The sequence below is a fragment of the Vreelandella sp. 162(4c) genome (assembly GCF_058152265.1).
In genome coordinates this window covers 255,723-275,443 of record NZ_CM176981.1, presented here as the reverse complement: position 1 = coordinate 275,443, position 19,721 = coordinate 255,723, and the positions used below count along the sequence as shown (strand labels likewise).

Here is a 19,721-nt window from a genome sequence, read left to right as displayed (position 1 = left end):
GTGCATTGGTGACCAGCTTGACCTTTGGGAATCGGGCTCTGAAGTCCTGCTCAGCAATCCAGTGCGTTGATGCCCGCCTGCCATCAAGCCGCCCGGCATAGGCTTAGGGCATAGGTGCCGTAACAGAGCCCCACCACATGGGCGCCCCGGTCATGACAGCGGACGAGCGCCGCAACCAACTCGGGTGGCGGGGCTTCGTTCAGGTCATGCCAGCCAGGCACCACCGCAATATCCACACTATCGAGCAGCTCCAGACCGCCGTCGGGTCTTACCGTCACTACTTGCTCGCTTTCTGGCGGCTCTCCCGGCATTGCTACGATGGAGAGGTCGAACAAAGGGTGCTTGGAATAGCCCTGCGAGATGTGGCCACCTCATTGCCGCCTTCAATGCACCACGGATGGAGGGCGGTGTTTGGGAGCCGGGTCATCCATGTAGGATTCCCGCTCGAATCGACGTGCAGGAACTGAGCAGAATGGGTGCTCTCGCAGTTTTTGATCTTAGCGCCAGAGCTGACGCTAAGGTGGTATTCTAAAAACTCACTTGTGAACGGAGTTAACTCAAAGACTGCTTCTGGACGATATCTGAAGGAATACAATTCGGTCGTTTCTTTATATGCGGCGCCTTGCCCTCCCTAACGCCCTATGAAGAAGGTTATGCGTAAAGAATTTCCGTAAACTTTTCTATGCATTGGAATGGTGGGGACATGACTCTTCATCATCGACAGCCAGGCTGGACTAATCATCTTAGGAGTCTCGTGTTGGACTTGTCCTGACTAATCTGTGTCACTAAACTTTCCCACCCCTTACCACCATCCGCTTGGGGCCATACCATGGAGCGCCTTTTCATTTCTGGGATCCTCGGTTCAGGACGTCCTAATGAAAACGTCATGAAGAAGATCGGTGAAACGTGGAAAGCCTGGAGAATCAAGGGCCATGTTCTTGTCTCAGAGAAGCTTTCTCATCATTGGCAAGCGCTGGACGACTTCGAAGGAGCAGAGTGCCAGCGCAGGTGAACAACCGCGACGCTTTCAGGGGGTTGCACAGTTTGAACTCTAAAGCTTATAGCGCTATGACGCGAAATGCATTCAGGTCGGGAGGATATTCTGGTTGATACGGAAGAGGTTTGTCGGATCGAACTTCTTCTTGAGCGCCACCAGCCGCTCATAGCTCGCTCCATAGGCGAAGGCAGTGCGGTCAGCTTCATCTCCGGTCAGAAAGTTGACGTAGGCACCTCCACTGGCATAAGGCTGTGACCGGTTGAAGAATTCACGCGCCCAGGCAATGCAGCGTTCATCCTCTACGGCCGTCTCCCAACGAGCATGCACGTTCATCACATAATTAGCATCACGGTTCGAGTACGCCATCGCTTCGGGTTGCACTCGGCCTGTTTGACCGCCTATCGTGGCAATAAAAATCTCGCACTGTGAAGACGGTAGGGCACCAGCGTATTCGATGATAGCATCGATCGGCTCTTCTGCCAGCGTCGAGAAATTATGAGACTTCCAGTAGTTGCGTGCCCCTGGCGTTAACAGTGGGTCGAACGCTTTTTGCCAGTCGATATATGGCTGCACACCGATATGCTCGCCGTATGCGTTACCAAACCTTCTAAGCGGTTCGATGTGTTTCTCGCCTTCTAAGGGGTCGCCTGCGTAGCAAATGGCAAGAGCGACAATCTCTTTCCCGTGTACTGCCCCGGCCAGGAAAGGCAAGGGGGGCGCCTTGCGCGTCACCATCCACACGTTGAGTTCGTCTGGCATCGTCTGCGTGAAGCGGGCGAACTGTGTGATGATCGATTTTGCTTCGTCGAAGGGAAAGACGATAAGACCGCATAGAACATTCGGGCCTACCGGATGCAATTGGTACTCGAAACGGGTAACGATACCGAAGTTACCGCCTCCACCGCGAAGCCCCCAGAAAAGGTCGTCGTTTTCCGATTCACTGGCATGCAACTGTTGGCCATCGGCGGTAATGACGTCCATGCCAAGCAGGTTGTCGATGGTCATGCCGTACTTTCGGCTTAGCCAACCGAATCCTCCTCCCAAGGTCAGACCGGCCACACCCGTGGTGGAGTTGATGCCCAGTGGGGTAGCAAGACCATACGCTTGGGCAGAGGCATCGAAGTCCGCCAGGTTGCAACCTGGCTCGACGTATCCAAGGTGAAGTTCTGGATCAATGTCTACTCTCTTCATTTGCGAGAGGTCGATCATAACGCCATCGTCGCAGGCAGAGGTGCCTGCAATGTTGTGACCACCGCCGCGCACGGAGAAAGGGAGATCGTGCCGGCGTACGAAGTTTAAGGACTGAACAACATCGTCAGGTGAAGTGCAACAGGCAATCATGGAGGGTCTGCGATCAATCATGGCATTCCATATCTGACGCGCTTCCTCGTATTGTTTATCTTCTGGAAGAATCACGCTTCCTGAAAAATTGGTTTTGAACTCCTCTATTGCGGTTTGTGAAAGTTGGTTCATGACGAACACCTTGAGGTATGCCCAGGGCAAGGTTCATACGAGGGGCCGCCGGGCGGGTAAGTGAGGAAAACTACCAAGCTGGCGATTATCCCCAATCTTCACAGCGACCCTTTGATTGGTATTTCGTCAGTGGATAGATACAGTATAGGGAGGTCTGTCAAGAGTTTCTCTTTTTTCTTCGAACGATCCATTAATCATCATGGCCTGACCACGGTTGATTATTGATAAGTGGTTATGGTGTTTTTTGATAGATGCAGACCTTGCCTGCAAAATTTTGGTTAATTTCGACCCACCAACTTGCTCTTGTTATTGAAACGTCAAGGCTTTCTTGAAGTTAGCTCCTGGCCGATAACAATCCCTCCCTCCAAAGCCCCAAGCTTCCACGAGAAGCTGGTTTCACCAATAGCTAATCCTCTTCCATCACTTCCTCGACCCATTCCACCCACGTCTCGGTAAGGCGTTGGCCAAGCCTCAGCGTGTGCCAGGGAGCGCGCTGGACGGGCGTGAACGTCTCTGGGTTGCTAAACCACTCTCGTTCTATGGCAGCGTAGGTCGTTAGGCGTTCCTTGAGCTGGTGGTGGCGTTCTGCCGCTGATAGGTCACTTTAGACCGATTCATCTGCTTTCGTTGTGGGTGTTAGTAGCTCTTGCCGTTGCAGTGGTGGCTATCCTCAAGGGCAGGATAGAGCAGCATCGCAGTTGGATGGTTGGCGCCTATCTGGGGCTAGTCGGTGCTTTTGTTGGTTCCCTGGCGCTGGGACGCTGGATCGCCGCTCAGCTGGGTATGTGCTGATGGTTAAAAGCAAGAATGATAGCTAGAGCCGCTTAGCTTCTAGCAGAGCACTCCAATCATTGTTGAGCTTATGCTAACTTAGCATTAACAACCTGTGAGGTAGCTTTCCATGTCTATTGAAATCTGGTTCGCCTTTGCCCTGGCGTCGGTGGCATTGCTCGCCATCCCTGGGCCAACGATTCTGACCGTGGTCAGCTACTCTATCGCCCAAGGTAGGCGCGCCAATATTCCGCTTGTTGCTGCGGTGGCATTGGGTGATTCAACGGCGCTGCTCTTTTCACTGCTTGGCTTGGGAGCGGTGTTAGCCACCTCGGCATTCTGGTTCACTGTGATCAAGTGGATCGGCGGTTTATACCTTCTCTATATGGGCATCAAACTATTGCGTGCCGGTATATCCTCTGTGCAGCCGGTAACACCGGCGGTATCAGGTTCGCGCTGGAAGCTTTTCACCAATACCTATCTCGTTACTGCGCTCAACCCGAAGGGCATTATCTTCTTCGTCGCCTTTTTGCCGCAATTCGTCAGCCCGAACGCCGATGCTGGGCAACAACTGTGGATACTTGCGATCACGTTTGTGGCGTTGGCAACGCTTAATGCCACTCTCTACGCCGTATTCGCAGCATCGGTGCGCAAGATGCTGGCATCGCGTCGCGCCCAGCGTCGCTTCAACTTGGTTGGCGGAACGTTACTCTCTTCGGCGGGTGTCTGGGCACTGCTTGCTAAGCGACCTGTATAAGCAAAAGACGGTAAATTGGATGTGTTCGTATCGGGAGACAACTATGAGTGAAACCCTTCAAGAACTGCTAACGGAACTTGAGCAATTTGGCCAACAAAACGATGCTGCTATTTCTGAGCGCCCAAGACGAATGCTCAATATCACCCGTGATACGGGGGAGTTCCTATCGGTACTAGTTCAAGCAACCAATGCTCAACGAGTGCTGGAAATTGGCACCTCGAATGGGTACTCCACCTTATGGCTGGCTCAGGCAGTGCAGAGGGTTGGTGGGCACGTTACCACTGTTGAGCTTTCCGAATACAAGCTTGAGATGGCCGCGAGAAATTTTGAGCGCTCAGGCCTCTCTGATGTCATCACTCAGCAGCGAGGGGAGGTGGGTGGGCTTCTTGAAAGCCTGGACGATGCCTGTTTCGATCTGCTCTTTTTAGACTCAAAGCGCTCTGATTATGTGAATTGGTGGCCGAATATCCAGCGAGTTTTACGCAAGGGCGGACTGCTTGTGGTGGATAACGCCACTTCCCATGCAGATGAAATGGCTGATTTTATGGCGCTGGTATCGGCAGATCCTGATTTCACCACGTGCACTGTACCTGTTGGCAATGGCGAGTTTCTGGCAACGCGGTGCGGTGGTTAGAGGGCGGCTCTTATTGCGGCTTAGCTTGGCTTAAACGGCACTCTAGCTGATCACGAAAGCGGAAGTTGAATTATGTTAATCAGTGAACGTAAACCGTCAGAATATAAATGGAAAAAAACATGATCAGAGATGCCGTAAAGGGTGATTCGGAAACCATAGCGCACATTTATAACCACTACATCGAAAATACCGCTATTTCATTTGAAGAAAAGCCAGTATTGGGTTCAGACATCCAAGGCCGGATTGAAAACGTTCAGGGGGCAGGTTTGCCTTGGTTGGTGGCAGTAGAAGAGGGTGATGTGGTGGGCTATGCCTACGCTACCAAATGGAAAGAGAGAAGCGCCTATCGATTTTCAGTTGAAGTCAGCGTCTACCTTTCCAATCAGGCGCACGGTAGGGGCTTGGGCGCAAAGCTGTACGAAACGCTCTTTTCCACGCTCACAGAGTGCGGTATTCATGCGGTGATGGGCGGTATCACGCTTCCCAACCCGGCCAGCGTTGCACTGCACGAAAAAATGGGCATGAAAAAAGTGGCCCATTTTGAAAAGGTAGGGTTTAAGTTCGATCAATGGCACGACGTTGGCTATTGGCAGCTAAATCTGACTAACTGATAGTAACTCAACATGCTGAAAGCAAGGTTGATGTAATTAGACACTATGGACGTAACTCAGAATGGTGGGAGCCGGCATGTTGAGACTATCGTGGAACGATGGCCTTTCGGTTTGGTGTGATAGATGAATTTTATGCCTCTCGCTGCTAACCCTGGAGTAAGTTTAACGTGAATCCAGATGTTCAGGCTAAGTTTGAAAGCTACCCGAAAGGCGCACGGTTGCAGCTTGAGAGCGTGCGACAACTCATTCTGGCAGTAGCTGCTGAAGATGAGCTTGGCGATGTCGAAGAAGCGCTTAAATGGGGAGAAGCTAGTTATCTTGTCAAAGGGGGCACTACCATTCGAATCGACTGGAAACCTAAAGATCCAGACGTCATTAAGGTATTTTTTCACTGCCAAACATGTTTGATTGAAACGTTCAAAGAAATATATCCTGATGAATTTGAGTATGAGGGTAAGAGAGCTATTGTGCTCCCTCTGAGTGTGAATATCGAACAGGTTCCGTTAAGGCATTGCATCGAGTTGGCTCTGAAGTACCACAAGCTTAAGCGCTTGCCGCTTCTAGGCGTGTAGCCATTGGGTAAAGTGCAAACTTGTACTGTTAATGACGAGCTTCGAGGCAAGTATGACAATCACTGAAATTAAACGCCCACAAGAGCTGTCGCGCTTACGTCGCCTTGCTCTGGCTGCGCAAGGTTTGCTGCAGAATAAGCCTTATGGACGTGGCTTAGCCGGTGCCCGTAAAGCGATTAACCACCTGGGTTATGTTCAGATAGACACCATATCTGTGGTGGAACGAGCCCATCATCATGTTATTCACTCCCGAGTACCAGGGTTTGAGCCACACATGCTGAACCAGCTGTTGATCAATAAAGACATTTTTGAGTATTGGTCGCACGCGGCTGCATTTTTACCCATTACCGATTTTCGCTTTTCCTTGCCCTACAAAAACGCTATCAAAAGTGGGCAAACGCATTGGTTTAGATCACCTGATAAAAAGCTCATGGGAGAGTTGTTGGCTCGCATACGTTCAGATGGCCCGCTGCGGTCTCGAGATGTAGGGGCTAGCAGCATCAAACGTGCAGGCTGGTGGGACTGGAAGCCCGCCAAAAAGGCACTTGAACAGCTGTATATGCAAGGCGATCTGATGGTCAGCGACCGCGACGGTTTTCAAAAGACATATGATCTAACCGAGCGGGTATTGCCATCTCACGTAAATTTACAGATGCCCTCCATGGAGGAGTATGCGGCGCACCTTGTAGACCAACAATTGAGCTGTCATGGGTTTGCTTCACTCAAAGGGCTGACCTATCTGCGCCGAAATACAGAGTTACGCAAAGCTGTGAATGCCCTGGTAAATGAAAGGTTAGCGCAGGGTGATTTAGAGAGAGTGAAAGTGAGCAGTGGCGATGTATTTATATTGGAAAGGGGAGCGCTCGAACGCCCTCTTCCTCGTTTGAAAGAGCGAATGTTGATTCTTTCCCCCTTCGACAACAGTGTCATTCAGCGGGAGCGGCTCAGGGCGCTGTTTCAATACGACTATCAGCTGGAATGTTATGTGCCCGAAGCCAAGCGTCAGTATGGTTACTTTTGCCTGCCGCTACTTTATCGCGATGCATTTGTTGGCCGGATGGATTGTAAAGTCCATCGCAAAACCAGTCACTTAGAGATCAAGAACTTATATTTCGAGCCACACCCTTTTGATGAACATAGAGTCGTTACTGCTTTTGTGGAAGCCATCGTTCAGTTTTGTCATTTTCAAAAATCTGACTCCGTCTCTTTGAATGCAGTCCAACCTGAACACCTGACTCAGCGGTTGCGCAGCGCGTTAAAACCCCTGGGGTGAAAGGATCTAGGCAGGGGTGGGGTATCTAAGCTAGGCGTTGCTATTGGAAAAATTTTCCTCGGAGCCATGGCTTCAGGTACATGAATGTGTTGAATGATCGTTTCTAGCCGAATCAAAAACTTTCCTCCATATTAACAACGGGGCAGATGACGGCCTGCTGACGTAGATACGTTAGCTGCTATATTAGCGATAACGCTTAAGCGAGAGGATTGCACCAATGACAGGGACAAATAAACCATCAACGATAGCATTGTTGAGCGATAACCGGGTAAAGGTGCTCTTGGTCATCGCGATTATTGCGGTGGTCTGGGCCGTGGTGGCGCACACCATTGCTGGGTCGCGGGGAGACAGTATGGATGCGCTCGAAGCGCGTCTGGCTGAAACTGAGCGGGAGCATCAACAGATTCAGGCGGAGATGTCTGAGGTTGAAGCCGCGGAGCTTGATTTAGCAACACTGCAGCAGAGAATGAGCGCCCTTGAGGTTGAGCAAGCTGATGCTGAAGCCGAGCTAGCTTCGACGCGAGCAGATATTTCCCACGCTGAAGAAGATTTGAAGGCTTTACGGGGCGAGCGTGAAACCCGCGAAGAAGAAGTGGAGACCCTCAATGAGCAGGTCGACGAACGGCAGAGCAGCCTTGAAGAGCTGAATGAGAACTACGCCGAGGTAGAAAAAGAGAAAGAAGAGGCCGAAGCCGCCCGCGATGCCGCTCAACAGTCTCGTCAAGACGCAGAAGACGCTCGCAGCGAGGCTGAAGCAGACCTTGAAGCGCTCAACACAGAGATTGAAGAGGCCGAAGCCGCCAGCGATACCGCGCAACAGGCTCGTCAAGAGGCAGAAGATGCCCGCAGTCAGGTTGAAGCTGACCTTGAAGCGCTAAATACTCAGATAGAAGAGGCCAATAACCAACTTTCAGCGGTCGGTGATCGGGTAAGTGAGTTAGAAACAACGCGTGATGCGCTCACCGTTGAAATCACTTCGCTCGAAGTGATGCGCGACGAAGCGCAAACGCCTGAGTGATTTACAGCCTTAACGAATAATACCTCGCAGCGAAGAACTCTAGGCGTGTCTCCCCGTTACTTTAACGGGGAGGTTCTCGAAGATATCTACTGCTCCGACAAGGAGTGGTAGGTTCGCTAGAGCTTCATACTGAGTTGGATTATGTCCGCCTGTTTGTGGCCTACGATAACGACCGGCACCTTGGGCTGGGTAGCGTTGATGAACGCGACGAGCGCCACGCCTGCGAAGCGCCTTACACTCTACTGCACATTTCTTAATCCAGGCGATACTATCCGATGCATCGGCGATTTCTGTTACCTCTTTTTCTTTTGGGGTTGCTGGCCTCTTTGGCTGGCTGTGGGGAAACGCCCACCGGGCGCTCCCAATTGGCGTTAGTACCGAACGCGTTAATGGCTGACATGGGAGAAGATGCCTTTAATCAGCTGCGCAATAGCCAGCCGATCAATCGCGATACGCAGGCTAATCAATTAGTGCAGTGCGTGGCCGAAAAAGTGGTGGCTGGCGCTAAGGCGAGCTACCCAGGGCTCGCTTTCCCTGAACGCTGGGAAGTGGTGGTATTTGAGGATGCTTCCCCCAATGCGTTTGCTCTGCCGGGTGGACGCATCGGGGTGCATAGCGGGCTACTGCGAGTGGCCGAGACGCCAGCCCAGCTAGCGGCGGTGATTGGGCACGAGGTGGGGCATGTGTTGGCGGATCATGGCAATGAGCGGCTTACCCAGCAGCTTGGCATTAAAGCCATGTTATTGGTGGTGGGGTTATTAGGGGAAGAGGAATTTGGCAACCAGCAATTGATGCAGGCCTTGGGTATCGGTGCCCAGTTGGGCATTAGCCTGCCTTTCAGCCGCACCCATGAGGAGGAGGCCGATTTGATGGGCTTGGAAATTATGGCCCGTGCGGGGTTTGACCCGCAGCAGAGCGTGACCCTGTGGCGCAACATGGCTGCTAGCGGTGGTGGTCAGCCCCCTGAATTTCTTTCTACGCATCCTGCCCATGAATCGCGCATTCGGGCATTACAGCAAGGGCTGGAAAAGGCCACGGCCAGCTATCGTACGGTTACGCCTGCTGAATGTTGAGGTGAGTGGCATCGCGTTATTGATAAAATAAGAAAAATTGCCACGTGACGTCGGGAGTGTGGGGCTGTGCCATTACAGAAACAACAGTATCAGGTGCATGGGTTAACCGGGCAGTTTTGCGATGCCAGCCGTGAGTTGATGTATCGCCGCTCTATCCAGGAAAGCGTGCGGCTTGAGTTTAGCTTTGCTGTGAGCGTTGCGGCATGTGTCTTTGGCATGTTCGCGATTGCGGATTACTACCTGCTGGGCCTTACCAGGGAGTTCTATCTGCTGCTTACCATGCGAATAGTGGTGGTGAGCATTTGCCTGTTGGTGGCACTCGTTGTGCGGCGCTGGGGTGGCAATGATTACCGTGCTTGGTTGCACGCCTTACCGCTGTGGGTATTTGCCACGGGCATTATATTGATTGTCCCCCTACGACCCGAAAGCCTCCCCACTCAAATCACCGCGGTGGTGGTGGCTACCATGGCGTTTTATCTTCTGATTCCCAATCCGCTAACAGTCGTGACAGCGGCCAGCCTCTATTTAAATATTGGCTTTTTAGTGGCTGCGGTGCTGTTCGCAAGTCTTGCCCCGATAGCGACGCTACTGGTCGCACTGTTGCTGATTATGGGCAGCGTTGTAGGGTTTTTCGCCCTGCTGCGCTTGGAATGCCTGCAGCGTAAGCAATATACACTGCTTCAAGAAGAGCGAGAGAATAACCACCAGTTACACAAAGAGATCGCGCACCGAAAATCACTGGAAGAACAGCTGAGGGTAGTCGCTGAGCAGGACGCGCTGACCAGCCTGAATAATCGCGGCCATTTTATAAAACTGGCTAAAGATCTGTTGCAGCACTCGCAAACCCACAAGGTGCCATTCAGCCTGTTTATGATCGATGTGGATCACTTCAAACACATTAACGACACCTGGGGGCATAGCCATGGGGATTGGGTGCTAACCAAAATTGCCGAAGTCTGTGCAGAATCGCTGCGCCCAACGGATGTGATAGGACGTTTTGGTGGTGAAGAGTTTGTTGTCGCACTCCCAGACACCAGCTCGAGCGATGCGCAAATGGTAGCAGAGCGTTTGAAAAAGAAGGTGGCTGAACTTTCGTTAACAGAAGAGATGGGCAAACTGCGCCCAAGCGTCACCGTTGGCGTGGCGGCTACCGATTCAGAGGAAGCCGATCTGGAGTCTTTAATTAAACGAGCGGATGAGATGCTTTATGTTGGCAAACGCGCTGGGAGGAACCAAGTCGTCGTCTGCAGCGATGTCGTCGAAGCACCAGATTCACCCGTTGGCAGCAAGTAGCGCTTTCCTATGCCCCCATCACTGCTGCTAATGCTCGCCGACACCCTTTTAATTCTCCACGTGCTGTTTGTGGCCTTCGTGGTGTTAGGCCTGGTCGCCATTTACGCAGGCTACTTCTTCAGCTGGCGGTGGGTTCGCAATAGAACCTTTCGTATCATGCATCTATGCGCCATAGGTTATGTGGTGGTTCAGGCTTGGCTTGGCGTGGTTTGCCCGTTAACCACCTGGGAAATGGCGCTGAGGGCAGAGGCAGGCGCCGTCACCTATTCGGGCTCGTTTATTCAGTACTGGCTGCACAGCCTGCTCTATTTCACTTTGCCGGAGTGGGTGTTTGTGGTGGTGTACACGCTATTCGGTAGCCTGGTGTTGGCCAGTTGGTTTGTGGTGAAGCCTCGACAGCACTCTCCCTAGAAGATGGGCGTGTACTAAACTTTGCGTATCATACTGTGCTTGGGAGCGAACCCATGCGGCACCTATACCTAATGCGGCACCTATACCTAATGCGGCACGCCAAAGCTAAACAGCCCAGTGGCGACATGACCGACCACCAACGGCCGTTGCGAAAGCGTGGTAAACGTCAGGCAGCGGCGATGGCGCATGTGCTTCAGCACTGGCAAGCGTTAGAAGGGGGGATTTACGTCAGTACAGCGGCTCGCACGCGGGAAACCTTCGATGAGATCGCAGGCCAACTGCCTGATTATACCCTGGTCAACCAGGTTCACTTCGATGAAGACCTTTATACGTTCGATGGTGGCGGGCTGCAGGCTTGGCTCGAATCGTTGCCAAACGAAGCCGAAAGAGTCCTGGTGATTGGGCATAACCCTGCGCTGCATGATCTGGCTCGTTGGCTCGACAAGGCTGCGCCGCATTCACTGCCCACCGGGAGCGTGCTGCATTTCACGCTGTCCGGCTCTTCTTGGAAAAGCGCGGGGCATAACGGAGCCAAACTGGCAGGGTTCCTGACCCCGGAAGCGGCCAGCTATCCTCTTTTTCAGCGCCTTGCCCCCCAACCACCTAAACGCAATAACGACACCGCCAGCCGCATGCGTGACATGATGGAGCACCAGTATCAGATGATCCGTGCCTTGGAAGCCGGTGTCATCGCAGGCATTGATCCTGAGTTCCTGCACCAGTACCGGGTTAATCTGCGTCGTAGCCGGGCAGTGGGTGAATCCGTGCGCGCCATTACCCGAGTGCCTGGCCTGAAAAAGATGCTTAAGCGGCTCAAGCAACGTGCCCAGGCTACCAGTGACCTGCGTGATATTGATGTGTTTCTGGAGGATATGGCCAAGACGCCCCCGCCGCTCACTTCTGGTAGTCGCCAGGGATTGATGCAGTGGCTGCAGGATTGCCAGCGGGAACGCCACCAGGCGCTGTGCCAGCAGTTAAGTGCACCGGCGTATGCTGAGGAGATGGAGGCATGGCAGCACTTTATCGCTTCCGATGACGTTGGTAAGGCACTTTCGAAACTGACGCCAAAGCGTATCCGTACGGTACTGAATGAGCGTATCGCACGCCACGATGAAGACCTGGCGGCACTCTCGTTGGATACCCATGACACCGGGTTCCATGAACTGCGTAAGGGCGTGAAGCGGATTCGCTACCTGGCTGATCTGAATCCAGAGACCCCTGAGCCGTTTCTGTCCCAACTGAAGTACCGCCAGCGCCTGCTCGGGGAGTATCAAGACCTGTGTTCCCGCCAGGCCTGGCTGGATGCCTTCGTCGCAAACCCCGATAACGACTCGCAGCAACAGCAGGAGTGTGTTCAGTGGCGCGATTCGTTAGAGAAGCCGAAGCTTGTGCTGCGCAAAGAAGTATTGGCGTTGGAACCTCTGGCCAACGTGTCCCCGTAACAACGTAATCAGGTAGCCTTGCCGCCAATCGTTACGCAATATATGATTCGTATATATTCCATATTCGTTTCATATATTGGGTGGTGTGATGGGTATCGTTAAGATCAATGACCAGTTGCATGAGGATATTCGCAAGGCAAGCACTGTCATGGTGCGCTCAATCAATGCCCAGGCAGAGTACTGGATAAAGGTGGGCATGCTGGCTGAGGCCAATCCGGGAATGACCTTCTCTGACATCATGCGTGAGCAAATGAAACAAGCCGACGTTGAAGTAAGGAAGGTGGTCGGTGAGTGAGCTGACGCTGAAAAGCGAGGAGGAGTTGCGTTTGATGCGGGAAGCCGGACGGCTACTCGGATTGGTGTTCAGCCATCTCGACCAACGGATAGCGCCCGGCGTATCCACCATGGCTATTAACGATTGGGCCGAGCGCTATATCGTCGATCAATTGCAGGCTCGCCCGGCCAGTAAGGGGCAATACGATTACCAGTACGTATTGAATGCCTCAGTCAACCACGTGGTGTGCCATGGCATTCCATCCGAGAAGCAAATGCTCAAAACAGGCGATATCGTCAATGTCGACATTACCCTGGAGAAAGACGGCTTTATTGCTGACTCCAGCAAGATGTATCTGATTGGCGATGTGACTCCCTATGCCAAGCGACTGGTCGATAAAACCTACGAGGCCATGTGGCAAGGAATACACGCGGTCAAGCCAGGTGCCACATTGGGTGATGTAGGCTACGCAATTCAGCAATATGCCGAAAAACACGGATACTCTGTCGTTCGTGAGTATTGCGGCCATGGAATAGGTCGCGAAATGCATGAAGAGCCGCAAGTGCTGCATTACGGGAAGAGAGGCAGAGGCCTGGCGTTGAAAGAAGGGATGGTGTTTACCATCGAGCCCATGATTAATCAGGGCAGGGCCAAGATAAAAACCAAGCGGGATGGCTGGACGGTGGTGACCAGTGACAAGAAATTGTCTGCTCAGTGGGAGCATACGGTAGCGGTCACATCCTCTGGTTTCGAAGTGCTAACACTCCGCGATGACGAGTGCCTCCCTACTGAGATTAACCCATAACGGCCATGATCTATCCTCCTTCGTTTAAGCGCCCTGTATGTTTAAGGGCCGTAGCCTGAAATCGATCTGGCGAAGCATATCAGGTGCGTTAAGCTGAAATGGTGGATGTGGCATAGCTAGGCATGCTTTCCCTTGCATGGTGTCTATGATTCACCTATTCCATATCGCTTACCAGCTAAATGAAAAGGATGTCTACGATGGCGAAAAAACCGACAGGTAACGGAAAAGGCAGTACGCCAGCGGGTGAGTTACTCGCCACTGTTTCATGCGGCACCGAAAAATTGCTATTGGCAGCCTTAGAGCGGGGCGGCAGTTGCCTTGAAACCGGGCGCTTTCTTATTAGCTATCGTGAGGGGCGGGTAGAAGAGGGCATTAAGTCGCTAAAAGCCCAGAAATTTCGCATCGCTGATGCGCGGGATTTCACCGATCAAGCCATTAGCCTGGAAGATGCCGGAGATGCTGAGGCAATGGTATTTCCAGAGATTGGAGTAGCGCTGGTAGGCGGCGATGCCCTACAGCAGCATGGCATGAGTGCGCTGGGTAAAGTAGCCGCGGATAGTCCCATCGAAATTATTGAGCCAGAGTATTTCGCCTTTTCTGAAAATTCTGAATATCTACGGGGTTTTTTGCGGGCAGCCAGCACCATCGCTCGTGATCTTGGCGTCGAGCTGGATTTGGAAGAAGGCGAAGAGAACCTTGAAGAGGACGCCCTTCGGCCAACTTGGGGGCTAAAACGCTGTAAGGTGCCGCAAAGTAGCTGGAGTGGCGCGGGTATAAAAGTCGCCGTTCTGGATACCGGGATGGATCTTGGCCACCCGGATTTCGAGGGTAGGGAGTTCGTTACCCGCTCATTCGTCGGGGAGCCGGTGCAGGATATTAACGGGCACGGTACTCACTGTATCGGCACGGCCTGTGGCCCCCAGGCGCCCGGTGAAAACACTCAGCGTTACGGGATCGCGTATGAGGCGCAGGTCTTCGTCGGCAAGGTGCTGACCAACTCGGGCAGCAGTACCGGGGCGGGCGTTCTCGCTGGCCTAAACTGGGCCATAGCCAACCGGTGTGAAGTGATCTCGATGTCGCTTGGCAGCCAGAGCCCGGTGCAGGCCGCCTACACCCATGCTGGTGAAGCGGCGCTGCGTAATGGGTGCCTCGTTATCGCTGCAGCGGGAAATTCTGCAACCAATACAGGGGCGCCTGCCAACTCGCCTACCGTGATGTCGGTGGCGTCTCTCGATCCGAACCTGAAGCCTTCCAGCTTTTCCAATCATGGCAAGATCGAAATTGCCGCGCCTGGGCGCGATATCTTCTCCTCATGGCCCCGGCCCACTCGCCATAAGACGATCAGTGGCACCAGCATGGCGGCACCACACGTGGCAGGCTGCGCGGCACTGTGGGCACAGTCTGATGCCTCATTACGGGGAAGGAAACTGTGGCAACAGCTAGTGGCTTCGGTGCAAGAGCTGCCATCGCCTGAATCCCGCGTGGGAGCTGGGTTGGTACAAGCGCCTTGATGTTGGGCGACGCACTGGGCAGGCGCTCCTTTCAGGCCGGCCAGTGCACTTACTAGGGAGGTACGCCAGATGTCAGCGGTAGCGCTATGGTTGATCACTATTTCCAGCGATCAACCGATAAATGAAATGGCCACACGTCTCAGCGCTGAAGGATTAAATATCCAGGAGGTGCTGGAGGAGATCGGTTGCATTACCGGCTCGGCTGACGATGCCACGGCGGAACGGCTGAAAAAGATCAAAGGCGTAGTGGATATAGCGCCTGATATGCAGATCGATATGGGGCCACCGGGCTCTGAGGAGACTTGGTAAGCGCGGTAAATATTTCACTGAGCTTGATGACGCGATGGTTTTAGTGGAGATGTGATATGGCAACCCCCGCAAAGAACACTGTTTGCCTTTGGTACGATGGTGGCGCAGAAGAGGCAGCGCGCTTTTACGCTGATACCTTTCCTGATTCGTTTGTCAGGGCGGTTCATCACGCACCGGGAGACTTTCCATCGGGTAAGCAGGGGGATGTATTGACCGTCGAGTTTACCGTGATGGGCATTCCGTGCCTTGGGCTCAACGGCGGGCCTGGGGTTACGCACAATGAGTCGTTCTCTTTTCAGGTCTCAACGCATGACCAAGCCGAAACGGATCGCTATTGGAATGCCATTGTTAGCAATGGTGGCAAGGAAAGCGCCTGTGGCTGGTGCAAGGATAAATGGGGACTATCGTGGCAGATAACGCCTGCTGTGCTGATTAAGGCCGTTACCAATCCCGATCCTGCCGTCGCTAAGCGCGCATTCGACGCGATGATGCAGATGAGAAAAATCAACATCGCGGACATTGAGGCGGCGCTTCACGGTTGAGATAGGGTGGGTAATACTGCTTTAAACGTTATTCGGCCGCTTATTTTGGCCATTGTTGTACTTGCTCCTGCCGATTGTATGTTCAAACTCATAGAGCATCTAACACATCAAAGTGATCGCAATTAGCTATATCCACGAGCTCGACTTGGATATGGCTAGTCTTTAACGCTGCTACAAAATCGTGTGCTTGTTGGCGGAAAGAGGGCGGATCATTTTCGGCGATCACCACTTGGCATGAGGGTAGTTTGCTCGAATCGGCAAATATAGGGCTTAACGCAAGCGCTTGGGTTGGGCTGAGCTCCATCGCTTCGTTAACGTAGGTATCCACCAATGGCGTTAGGTCATAAACGCCGCTAACCAGCATCAACTTATCAATGGGTATATCACCACTGGCGGCTACCCAGTAAGCCAACTGAGCACCGGCACTATGACCGCCTAATACAATCGACCACACGCCACCGTTATCCGCGAGGGCGTTGTATGCCGCCGGAATCCCTTCAAGGCACTGGTTCACCATGGTGTTAATGGAGGTTTCCGGTGCTAAGCCGTAACCCAGGGAGGCGAAAGCCATGCCACGGGCCAGGTAGCGTTCAGCCAGAAAGTCCGTCGCGGTGTTATCCAGCGCCTGCCAGTAGCCGCCGTGAATAAATAGCATCAGCGGCCAGGGGCCCGCGGTACTTTCCGGAACAAACAGGTTGAGGCGGGCCGCCGGATCTTCACCGTAGCGCAGGGTAATCGGCTGGTGGCGTGCCACTAGGTCACTACCTAAAGCTGCCTGACGCGTTAAAGTGGCTTCGAAATCCCGAGCGAAATGGCTCGGCGAGTAGGCGAGGTTCAGGGGTATCTCAGTCATCACGTACCTCTATTAGGTAACGGCACCACGTACATGAAACTGCGGATCCTGGTACTCACCGCTTTCCATTACCTCGCGGAAGTGCTGGGCGGCCTGCCAAACATCTTTAAAACTGAGATAGAGCGGAGTAAAACCAAAACGCATTAAGCCGGGTTCCCGGTAGTCGCCGATCACACCGCGGGCAATCAAGGCTTGAACGATAGCGTAACCGTTTTGACTATCCATCAGTGATACCTGGCTGCCGCGCTCACTGGCTGACGGGGTTATATCGTCAATATTATGAGTGGTAAAAATATCGCTTAAACACTCTCGAAACAGGTCGCTCATGGCCAGACTTTTTTCTCTCAGCGCCTGCATGTCCACCTCGCTCCATAGGGCGAGTGAGGCTTCCAGAGCGGCGTAGGCCAGTGCCGAATGGGTGCCAGTGCGAAAGCGGGAAATATCCCCCGCTGGGGTGTAATCCGCTTCAAAAGCGAAGGGCGATGCATGGCCGTGCCAGCCGGAAAGCGGCTGCCAACCTTTGTCTTGGTGATCGCTATGCACGTATAAAAAAGCTGGCGCGCCAGGGCCGCCGTTAAGGTACTTGTACGTACAGCCTACGGCGTAGCGAGCACCGCAACCGTTTAGATCAATGGGCAGTGCGCCTGCGGAATGGGCCAAATCCCAGATGACTTCCGCGCCGTGGTCGTGCACCAGTTTCGTGGTGGTGGCTATATCGCGTAATTTGCCAGTACGGTAATTAACTTGGCTCAGTACCACCACGGCTACACCGTCGAGGTGTTCGGCCAAGTTGCCTCCTTCGGGCAGGAAGCGGTGCTCGGCGCCACTCACGCGGCAATAGCCTTGGGCGATGTAGCCATCAGTCGGGAAGTTGCCGCCTTCGCTAAGAACCGCCTGGCGACCCTCCTTGCCTTGGCCGAGGATATACCCCAGCAGCTTGAAGATATTTAGCGTGATATTGTCAGTAACGCTCACCTCACCGCGTTGCGCACCAATCACCGGGGCTAGTAGATTGCCCAGGCGTTCCGGGGCATCGAACCAGCCCTGGTTCCAGCCTTTGATCAGTTGGTCGCGCCACTGATCCAGAGTCTCATCGACCGCCTGTTTGGCGGCCTTAGGTTGAGCGCCCAGTGAGTTCCCATCAAGATAAAGCACGCCTTCGGGCAGAGCGAAATGGCTTTTAAAGTCTGCCAATGGGTCTTGGCGGTCACGCTCACGAACACTATCCAGGCTTACAGGCATATGGCTGCTCCGAAAAATTGTATGTCGCTGTTTTGAATATCATGACGGTAGTTAAACTGGGTGCGCAGTAGTGCGCCAAGTGCTTATATCGTCGTCCGAACACTCCACAGTTCCGGGAAGAATTGAAGATCCAGCGCTTTGACCAGATAGTTCACCCCAGCCGTTCCCCCTGTGCCGCGTCTATAACCAATGATACGTTCGACTGTTTTCATGTGGCTGAATCGCCAGCGCTGAAAGTTGAATTCGACATCCACCAGTTTTTCAGCAAGCTCGTATAGATCCCAGTGTTGTTCGCTGTTGCGGTAGATTTCCGTCCAGACCGCTTCCACCTCGCTACTGGCGGTGTAGGGAATACTCCAATCGCGTTGGGTTTTGCTTTCCGGAATGCTGAAGCCGCGTTTGGCAAGCAGCTGCAGCACGATATCGTACAGACTGGGTGAGTGGAGGGATTCCTGAAGTTTTTGGTAGTGTTTGGGTTTTGATCGGTGGGCTTCGATTAGCTTGGCGTTCTTGTTACCCAACAGGAATTCCATTTCCCGATATTGATAGGACTGAAACCCAGAGCTTTGGCCAAGGCTGTCTCGGAAGCTGGCATAGTCGGCGGGGGTCATGGTGACCAACACTTCCCAGGCCTTGATAAGCTGTTCTTGAATTCTGGAAACCCGCGCTAGCATCTTGAAAGCAGGGCGCAGGTTATCTTCTTGAATATGCGCTGCGGCACCATGAGCTTCGTGAAGGCACAGTTTGATCCATAGCTCCGATACTTGATGGATAACGATAAAGAGTAATTCATCGTGTTCATCAGAAGCGGGATTTTGGCAAGCAAGCAAGGGTTCCAGATCCAGGTACTGGCCGTAGCTAATATCCTGATCCCAATGAATGGCTTCATTATCGACGCTGTTTTCTTCAGGAGTCGTCATTTTATTCTGCCTTGGTTGCTGTGCAATGTGTGGTTGTTGTCGTTTGTTTGCAAGCCTGTTCTTTAGGTTCACCTAAGTCCCAGAGTATACCGGCGGCGAGCTTCAGGCCCTGCTCGATAATCGTTTCGAGCAGGTACCGATACGATCACAGTGTTTTATGAGAAAGGTGATCTTGAGCAATGCTATGTCGACATTCCCTTTCTCCCTAAGCTTGCAAAGTGATGTGTGAACGTCGGATATTGAACTTGGTGGCTACTTTTTTCACTAGCTAGGCATTCATTGTCTAGCTTTTCATAGACCGGCTTTTACTGACGAATGCCTACTATAAGGAAGAACCATAGTGCTCACTATCATCATCACTGTGGCGATCATCGCCGTTATCGCGTTTTACGTCATCGGTATCTACAACCGACTTGTGTCTTTGAAAAATCGCTTTGAGAACGCCTTTGCGCAAATTGAAGTGCAACTTAAGCGTCGGCATGACCTGATTCCTAATCTGGTAGAGACCGCAAAAGGTTACCTCAGCCATGAACGGGAGACGCTGCAGTCGGTCATCGAGGCTCGTAATACAGCCGCCGCTGGGCTAAAAGCGGCCGCGGCAAACCCAGGCAGTGCCAAAGCCATGGCAGACCTGGGCGGTGCAGAGGGCGTGCTGACACAGGCGATGGGGCGGCTCAATGTGGTCATGGAAGCCTACCCGGATCTAAAAGCCTCAGAAAATATGCAGCAATTGTCAGAAGAGCTAACCAGCACTGAAAACAAAGTGGCCTTTGCGCGGCAGTCATTTAATGATGCGGTGATGCACTACAACACCTATCGGCAGAGCTTCCCGCCGGTAGCAGTGGCGGGCATGTTCGGCCATGGGCAGGATGCCTCGTTGTTAGAGTTTGAAGACAGCGCCCAGATTCAAGCGGCGCCGACGGTGTCGTTCTAAGCTCAG

Annotated in this window: 24 protein-coding genes; 18 read left to right on the top strand and 6 right to left on the bottom strand. The window is 52.9% G+C overall.

The genetic code is table 11. The annotated features are described in order from the left end of the window. Nucleotides 1–83 precede the first annotated feature (83 nt). From AC4EYZ_RS01255 to AC4EYZ_RS01245, 3 genes are all read right to left on the bottom strand, one after another. A complete protein-coding gene (locus AC4EYZ_RS01255; RefSeq protein ID WP_199105108.1) occupies nucleotides 84–278 on the bottom strand; it encodes a hypothetical protein in 195 nt (64 codons plus the stop codon). Nucleotides 279–1,084: 806 nt separating this feature from the next. Beyond that, nucleotides 1,085–2,470, bottom strand: coding sequence for an FAD-binding oxidoreductase (locus AC4EYZ_RS01250; protein ID WP_022523763.1), 1,386 nt, complete (start codon nucleotides 2,468–2,470; stop codon nucleotides 1,085–1,087). A 406-nt stretch (nucleotides 2,471–2,876) separates the two neighbouring features. Beyond that, nucleotides 2,877–3,011, bottom strand: coding sequence for a hypothetical protein (locus AC4EYZ_RS01245; RefSeq protein ID WP_231500688.1), 135 nt, complete (start codon nucleotides 3,009–3,011; stop codon nucleotides 2,877–2,879). A 44-nt stretch (nucleotides 3,012–3,055) separates the two neighbouring features. On the opposite strand from AC4EYZ_RS01245, the gene AC4EYZ_RS01240 reads away from it, so the two are divergent. The 17 genes from AC4EYZ_RS01240 (at nucleotide 3,056) to AC4EYZ_RS01160 (ending at nucleotide 15,766) form a co-directional block, all read left to right on the top strand. Then, entirely contained in the window at nucleotides 3,056–3,262 is a 207-nt protein-coding gene (locus AC4EYZ_RS01240) for a DUF2306 domain-containing protein (protein WP_081742528.1), read from the top strand. A gap of 109 nt (nucleotides 3,263–3,371) precedes the next feature. Next, nucleotides 3,372–3,998, top strand: a complete 627-nt coding sequence (locus tag AC4EYZ_RS01235) for a LysE family translocator (RefSeq protein WP_022523761.1) — start codon at nucleotides 3,372–3,374, stop codon at nucleotides 3,996–3,998. 43 nt (nucleotides 3,999–4,041) lie between these two features. After that, a complete protein-coding gene (locus AC4EYZ_RS01230) occupies nucleotides 4,042–4,632 on the top strand; it encodes an O-methyltransferase (RefSeq protein ID WP_022523760.1) in 591 nt (196 codons plus the stop codon). A 107-nt stretch (nucleotides 4,633–4,739) separates the two neighbouring features. Then, on the top strand, nucleotides 4,740–5,243 hold the full coding sequence (locus AC4EYZ_RS01225) for an arsinothricin resistance N-acetyltransferase ArsN1 family B (protein WP_238326105.1): 504 nt from the start codon (nucleotides 4,740–4,742) through the stop codon (nucleotides 5,241–5,243). A 167-nt stretch (nucleotides 5,244–5,410) separates the two neighbouring features. Beyond that, nucleotides 5,411–5,815, top strand: coding sequence for a DUF1801 domain-containing protein (locus AC4EYZ_RS01220; protein ID WP_022523758.1), 405 nt, complete (start codon nucleotides 5,411–5,413; stop codon nucleotides 5,813–5,815). Between the two features lie 52 nt (nucleotides 5,816–5,867). After that, nucleotides 5,868–7,088: a winged helix-turn-helix domain-containing protein gene (locus AC4EYZ_RS01215; RefSeq protein WP_238326104.1), complete on the top strand. Its 1,221-nt coding sequence runs from the start codon at nucleotides 5,868–5,870 to the stop codon at nucleotides 7,086–7,088. 217 nt (nucleotides 7,089–7,305) lie between these two features. Continuing rightward, complete coding sequence (locus AC4EYZ_RS01210; RefSeq protein ID WP_022523756.1) at nucleotides 7,306–8,106, top strand: coiled-coil domain-containing protein; 801 nt, start codon at nucleotides 7,306–7,308, stop codon at nucleotides 8,104–8,106. A 104-nt stretch (nucleotides 8,107–8,210) separates the two neighbouring features. After that, a complete protein-coding gene (locus AC4EYZ_RS01205; protein WP_022523755.1) occupies nucleotides 8,211–8,363 on the top strand; it encodes a hypothetical protein in 153 nt (50 codons plus the stop codon). 18 nt (nucleotides 8,364–8,381) lie between these two features. Further along, a complete protein-coding gene (locus AC4EYZ_RS01200) occupies nucleotides 8,382–9,179 on the top strand; it encodes a M48 family metallopeptidase (RefSeq protein WP_022523754.1) in 798 nt (265 codons plus the stop codon). A 66-nt stretch (nucleotides 9,180–9,245) separates the two neighbouring features. Next, nucleotides 9,246–10,472, top strand: coding sequence for a GGDEF domain-containing protein (locus AC4EYZ_RS01195; protein WP_022523753.1), 1,227 nt, complete (start codon nucleotides 9,246–9,248; stop codon nucleotides 10,470–10,472). 9 nt (nucleotides 10,473–10,481) lie between these two features. Beyond that, nucleotides 10,482–10,883: a DUF2784 domain-containing protein gene (locus AC4EYZ_RS01190; RefSeq protein ID WP_022523752.1), complete on the top strand. Its 402-nt coding sequence runs from the start codon at nucleotides 10,482–10,484 to the stop codon at nucleotides 10,881–10,883. 53 nt (nucleotides 10,884–10,936) lie between these two features. Beyond that, nucleotides 10,937–12,325 (top strand): CHAD domain-containing protein, encoded by a 1,389-nt coding sequence (locus tag AC4EYZ_RS01185; RefSeq protein ID WP_022523751.1) that lies wholly within the window; start codon nucleotides 10,937–10,939, stop codon nucleotides 12,323–12,325. Between the two features lie 88 nt (nucleotides 12,326–12,413). After that, nucleotides 12,414–12,620, top strand: coding sequence for a ParD-like family protein (locus AC4EYZ_RS01180; RefSeq protein ID WP_022523750.1), 207 nt, complete (start codon nucleotides 12,414–12,416; stop codon nucleotides 12,618–12,620). Further along, nucleotides 12,613–13,404 carry a type I methionyl aminopeptidase gene (gene map, locus AC4EYZ_RS01175; protein ID WP_022523749.1) on the top strand — a complete coding sequence of 264 codons (792 nt, stop codon included), beginning with the start codon at nucleotides 12,613–12,615 and terminating at the stop codon, nucleotides 13,402–13,404. The genes AC4EYZ_RS01180 and map overlap by 8 nt, the downstream gene beginning before the upstream one ends. A 197-nt stretch (nucleotides 13,405–13,601) precedes the next feature. Beyond that, nucleotides 13,602–14,915: a S8 family serine peptidase gene (locus tag AC4EYZ_RS01170; protein WP_022523748.1), complete on the top strand. Its 1,314-nt coding sequence runs from the start codon at nucleotides 13,602–13,604 to the stop codon at nucleotides 14,913–14,915. Between the two features lie 69 nt (nucleotides 14,916–14,984). Further along, complete coding sequence (locus tag AC4EYZ_RS01165; RefSeq protein ID WP_022523747.1) at nucleotides 14,985–15,224, top strand: hypothetical protein; 240 nt, start codon at nucleotides 14,985–14,987, stop codon at nucleotides 15,222–15,224. 56 nt (nucleotides 15,225–15,280) lie between these two features. Continuing rightward, entirely contained in the window at nucleotides 15,281–15,766 is a 486-nt protein-coding gene (locus AC4EYZ_RS01160) for a VOC family protein (RefSeq protein ID WP_022523746.1), read from the top strand. 88 nt (nucleotides 15,767–15,854) lie between these two features. On the opposite strand, the gene AC4EYZ_RS01155 is transcribed toward AC4EYZ_RS01160, so the two are convergent. The 3 genes from AC4EYZ_RS01155 to kynA form a co-directional block, all read right to left on the bottom strand. Continuing rightward, entirely contained in the window at nucleotides 15,855–16,619 is a 765-nt protein-coding gene (locus AC4EYZ_RS01155) for an alpha/beta hydrolase (RefSeq protein ID WP_022523745.1), read from the bottom strand. A 12-nt stretch (nucleotides 16,620–16,631) separates the two neighbouring features. After that, nucleotides 16,632–17,861 (bottom strand): kynureninase, encoded by a 1,230-nt coding sequence (gene kynU, locus AC4EYZ_RS01150; RefSeq protein ID WP_022523744.1) that lies wholly within the window; start codon nucleotides 17,859–17,861, stop codon nucleotides 16,632–16,634. Between the two features lie 83 nt (nucleotides 17,862–17,944). After that, entirely contained in the window at nucleotides 17,945–18,781 is an 837-nt protein-coding gene (kynA, locus tag AC4EYZ_RS01145; RefSeq protein ID WP_022523743.1) for a tryptophan 2,3-dioxygenase, read from the bottom strand. A gap of 337 nt (nucleotides 18,782–19,118) precedes the next feature. On the opposite strand from kynA, the gene AC4EYZ_RS01140 reads away from it, so the two are divergent. After that, a complete protein-coding gene (locus tag AC4EYZ_RS01140; RefSeq protein ID WP_170834116.1) occupies nucleotides 19,119–19,715 on the top strand; it encodes a LemA family protein in 597 nt (198 codons plus the stop codon). Nucleotides 19,716–19,721: the final 6 nt, after the last annotated feature.